This window comes from Streptomyces sp. HSW2009, from assembly GCF_040240285.1.
Classification (GTDB): Bacteria; Actinomycetota; Actinomycetes; order Streptomycetales; family Streptomycetaceae; genus Streptomyces.
Window position 1 is genome coordinate 1 of sequence record NZ_JBEHZD010001139.1, and the last position, 518, is coordinate 518.

Below are 518 nucleotides of genomic sequence, written 5' to 3' on the forward strand. Positions count from 1 at the left end.
TGCCACCTCGTCGCCCACCGCGCCACCCTGATGGGCAACCTCCCCACCGGCGGCGCCATGGCAACCCTCGCCGCCACCCCCGAAGAGTTGACAGACGACCTCACAACCCATGACGGGTACGTAAGCATCGCCGCCCTCAACACCCCCGGCAACACCGTCATCTCCGGACCAGCCGACCGCGTGGAAGCCATCCGAGCACGCTGGGCGGAGGAAGGACGCAAGACACGGTCCCTCACCGTCAGCCACGCCTTCCACTCACCCCTGATGGACCCCATCCTCACCCCCTTCACCGAGGCCATCAGCCACCTCACCTACCACCACCCCACCATCCCCCTCATCAGCAACCTCACCGGACAACCCGCCAACCCCGACCACATCACCACCCCCACCTACTGGACCGACCACATCCGCCAACCCGTCCACTTCCACCCCGCCATCACCCACACCACACCCACCACCCACACCTACCTCGAACTCGGACCCGACCCCACCCTCACCACCGCCACCCAACACACCCT

At 66.8% G+C, this 518-nt stretch carries 1 protein-coding gene; it reads left to right on the forward strand.

All coding sequences use genetic code 11. From position 1 onward, the window contains the following. Positions 1 to 518, forward strand: a 518-nt coding sequence (locus AAHZ94_RS34935) for an acyltransferase domain-containing protein (RefSeq protein WP_349997668.1), incomplete at both ends; no start/stop codon positions are given.